Below are 4,275 nucleotides of genomic sequence, written 5' to 3' on the forward strand. Positions count from 1 at the left end.
TCTCTTAGTCTGGGCGAATGCGACAGGGGCGGGGCCGGTAGTCATGACCCGCTTCCTGGCCCGTCGCATGCTGAACTACGTCGTGCTGCTGGCGTTGGCGTCTTTTTTGACGTTCTGCCTGACCTCGGTGGCGTTCTCGCCGCTGGAAAGCCTGATGCAGCGCAGTCCGCGACCGCCGCAGGCCGTGATCGACGCCAAAGCCGCCCAACTCGGCCTGAACAAGCCCATCCCGCTGCGTTACGCGGACTGGGCCTCACACGCGGTGCGTGGCGATTTCGGCGCCACCGTGACCGGTCAGCCCGTCTCGGGTGAGCTGTGGCGTCGCATCGGCGTCAGCCTTCGGTTGCTGGTCCTCGGTTCGGTGGCCGGCACGATCATCGGTGTGGTGCTCGGCGCATGGGGGGCGATCCGCCAGTACCGCCTCAGCGATCGGGTGATCACGATGCTGTCGCTGCTGGTGCTGTCCACCCCGACCTTCGTCATCGCCAACGTGCTGATTCTCGCTGCCCTGCGGGTGAACTGGGCACTGGGTGCGCAATTGTTCCAGTACACCGGCGAGACGGCGCCGGCGCTGATCGACGGAGCGTGGCCGCAGTTCGTGGATCGTATGCAGCACTTGGTTTTACCTACGCTCACACTGACGCTGGGCACGGCCGCGGGATTCAGCCGATATCAGCGCAACGCGATGCTCGACGTGCTCGGTCAGGACTTCATCCGGACCGCACGTGCCAAAGGCCTGACCCGCCGCCGCGCTCTGATCAAGCACGGGCTCCGTACCGCGCTGATACCGCTGGCCACACTGTTCGCCTACGGCGTGGCCGGTTTGGTGACCGGCGCGGTCTTCGTCGAGAAGATCTTCGGCTGGCACGGCATGGGTGAGTGGATGGTGCAGGGCGTGGCGACCCAGGACACCAACATCGTCGCCGCGATCACGGTGTTCGCCGGAGCGGTTGTGTTGCTGGCCGGTCTGCTCTCCGATTTCATCTACGCCGCCCTCGATCCCAGGGTGCGGGTGTCATGACGCGCGCCGGCGACAATGCAGTGGGGGCACCTCCCGCTTACGGGGGACGAAGCGATGAGGAGGAGCGGCGCAAATGACGGATGCCGCCTTGGATGCTGAATTCGGCATGCAGACACCGGAATTCGCCTCGCGTCGAACCCTGGTGTTGCGCCGTTTCCTGCGCCGCCCGTCGGCAGTGGCCGCACTCGTGGTGCTGCTGGCGCTGTTCATCGGCTGCTACACGGTCCCGTCGTTGCTGCCGTACTCCTACTCCGACCTCGACTTCAATGCGCTGCTGCAGCCACCGAATGGCCGACACTGGTTGGGCACCAACGCGCTTGGCCAGGATCTGCTGGCTCAGACGTTGCGGGGCATGCAGAAGTCCATGCTGATCGCGGTGTGTGTGGCCATCATCTCCACCGGCATCGCGGCGACAGTGGGCTCGATCTCGGGCTACTTCGGTGGCTGGCGCGACCGGGCGCTTATGTGGTTCGTCGACCTCATGCTGGTGGTGCCCGCTTTTTTGCTGATCATGATCCTGACCCCACGCACCAAGAGCTCCGGCAACGTCGTCGTGCTGGTGTTGCTGCTGTCGGGTTTCGGCTGGATGGTCAGCTCGCGGATGGTCCGCGGCATGACGATGAGCCTGCGTGAGCGCGAATTCATCCGCGCCGCCAGGTACATGGGCGTGTCCAATCGGCGGATCATCACCCATCACGTGATCCCGAACGTGGCGTCGATCCTCATCATCGATACCGCTCTGAACGTCGCGGTCGCCATCCTGGCCGAAACCGGTCTCAGCTTCCTCGGGTTCGGCATCCAGCCCCCGGACGTGTCACTGGGGACGCTGATCGCCGACGGCACCCAGTCAGCGACCACCTTTCCGTGGGTTTTCCTGTTCCCGGCCGGCGTCCTGGTGCTGATCCTGGTGTGCGCCAACTTGACCGGTGACGGCCTGCGCGACGCGCTTGATCCTGCCAGCGGTGCGTTGCTGGGTCGCCGCCGATGAGTCACCTCCTGGACGTCACCAATGTGTCCGTCAGCTTCCCCACCGAAGGGCAGCCGCTCAAGGCCGTGCGCGGCATCGATTTTCACGTCGACGCCGGCGAGGTGGTCGCGATCGTCGGCGAATCCGGTTCGGGCAAGTCGACAGCGGCGATGGCGGTGGTGGGCCTGCTTCCTGAGTACGCCGACGTGCGCGGCTCGGCGCGGTTGCAGGGTAACGAGTTGATCGGGCTGCCCGACGATGCGATGTCACGGTTCCGCGGCAACACGATCGGCACGGTGTTTCAGGATCCGATGTCGGCGCTGACGCCGGTGTACACCGTCGGCGACCAGATCGCCGAGGCAATCGAGACGCACCAACCCCGCACCGGAAAACGGGCAGCCCGTCAGCGCGCGATCGAATTGCTCGAACTGGTCGGGATCGCCCAGCCCGACCGCCGCGCCCGCGCCTTTCCGCACGAGCTGTCCGGTGGCGAACGTCAGCGCGTGGTGATTGCCATCGCCATCGCCAACGATCCGGACCTGTTGATCTGCGACGAGCCGACGACCGCACTCGACGTCACTGTGCAGGCGCAGATTCTCGATGTGCTGAGGACCGCCCGCGACGTCACCGGGGCCGGGGTGCTGATCATCACCCACGACCTCGGTGTGGTCGGCGAATTCGCCGACCGCGCGCTGGTGATGTATGCCGGCAAGATCGTGGAGTCGGCCGCCGTCAGCGATGTCTACCGCGATCGCCGAATGCCTTACACCGTTGGGTTACTGGGTTCGGTGCCGCGGCTGGATGCCCCGCAGGGGACGCGGCTGGTGCCGATACCGGGCGCGCCCCCGTCGCTGTCGGCTCTCGAACCAGGATGTCCGTTCGCGCCGCGCTGCCCGCTGGTCGTCGAGGAGTGTCGCGCCGAAGAACCGAAGTTGTTGACGGTGGCCCCCGATCACGGGGCGGCCTGCATCCGCACCGAACATGTCGTCGGGCGCACTGCCGCCGAGATCTACGGAGTCAGCACCGAAGCCAAAACTTTCGAGCCCGGCGAACCGCCCGTCGTCGTGCGGGTCCGCGATCTGGTCAAGACGTATCCGTTGACCAAAGGCGTGCTGCTCCGCCGCAACATCGGCGAAGTCCGCGCGGTCGACGGCATCAGCTTCGAACTCCGGCAAGGCCGCACGCTGGCCATCGTCGGGGAGTCGGGTTCGGGCAAGTCGACGACGTTGCACGAGATCCTCGAGTTGGTTGCCCCGCAATCGGGTTCGATCGAGGTGCTGGGGGCCGACGAAGCCACGCTGAACAGGTCGAGTCGTCGGGCGATGCGGCGCGACATCCAGGTCATCTTTCAGGATCCAGCCGCCTCGCTGGATCCGCGGCTACCGGTTTTCGACCTGCTGGCAGAGCCGTTGCACGCCAACGGATTCAGCAAGGCCGACACCAGCAGCCGGGTTGCCGAGCTGCTCGAAATCGTGGGGCTGCGCCACGGCGACGCCAGCCGCTACCCGGCGGAATTCTCCGGCGGGCAGAAGCAGCGGATCGGGATCGCGCGGGCGTTGGCGCTACGGCCCAAGATCCTGGCGCTCGACGAACCGGTCTCCGCGCTCGACGTGTCGATTCAGGCCGGCATCCTCAACCTGTTGCTCGACCTGCAGCAAGAGTTCGGTCTGTCGTATTTGTTCGTCTCGCATAATCTTTCGGTGGTCAAGCATCTAGCCCACCAGGTCGTCGTGATGCTCCGCGGCGTCGTCGTGGAACAGGGTGACAGCGACGAGATATTCAACCGGCCACAGCACGAGTACACGCGGAGACTGCTGGCCGCGGTGCCGCAACCGGATTCGGCTCGTGGCTAGGCGGGTGGTGCCGGCGATCGTGTTCGCCGTGAGCCTGATCCTCGGCGGCTGTTCGTCGGGCGCCGACTATGTGCCGCCCGGACCGGCCACCGCCGTCGGCGCCACCAGCGACGTCAACCCGCAAAACCCGGCGACCCTGCGCGAGGGCGGCGACCTGCGGCTGGCGCTCACCGAATTCCCGTCCAACTTCAACACTTTGCACATCGACGGCAATTCCGCCGATGTCGGCGGCATGCTGAAAGCCACCATGCCGCGCGCGTTCGTCATCGGACCGGACGGCTCCACGACCGTCGACACCGACTACTTCAGCAGCGTCGAACTGACCGGGACCAACCCGCAAGTGGTCACCTACACCATCAACCCGAAGGCGACCTGGTCGGACGGCACACCACTCAGCTGGGAGGACATCGCCAGCCAGATCCACGCCACCAGCG

3 protein-coding genes and 1 pseudogene are annotated in these 4,275 nt (G+C 65.8%); all 4 read left to right on the forward strand.

Going from position 1 to position 4,275, the window contains the following annotated elements; all coding sequences use genetic code 11:
* Window positions 1-43 precede the first annotated feature (43 nt).
* The gene (locus tag WAN02_RS33410) at window positions 44-1,021 is read left to right on the forward strand and encodes an ABC transporter permease (protein WP_422269640.1); all 978 of its coding nucleotides are present in this window, start codon (window positions 44-46) and stop codon (window positions 1,019-1,021) included.
* 106 nt (window positions 1,022-1,127) lie between these two features.
* The gene (locus tag WAN02_RS33415) at window positions 1,128-2,009 is read left to right on the forward strand and encodes an ABC transporter permease (RefSeq protein WP_422269641.1); all 882 of its coding nucleotides are present in this window, start codon (window positions 1,128-1,130) and stop codon (window positions 2,007-2,009) included.
* Window positions 2,006-3,841, forward strand: coding sequence for a dipeptide ABC transporter ATP-binding protein (locus tag WAN02_RS33420; protein ID WP_422269639.1), 1,836 nt, complete (start codon window positions 2,006-2,008; stop codon window positions 3,839-3,841). Before WAN02_RS33415 ends, WAN02_RS33420 begins: the two co-directional genes overlap by 4 nt.
* Window positions 3,834-4,275, forward strand: a pseudogene (locus WAN02_RS33425) (ABC transporter family substrate-binding protein); the annotation flags it as partial. The gene WAN02_RS33420 and the pseudogene WAN02_RS33425, both read left to right, overlap by 8 nt.

The sequence above is a fragment of the Mycobacterium sp. genome, assembly GCF_049281135.1.
Classification (GTDB): Bacteria; Actinomycetota; Actinomycetes; order Mycobacteriales; family Mycobacteriaceae; genus Mycobacterium.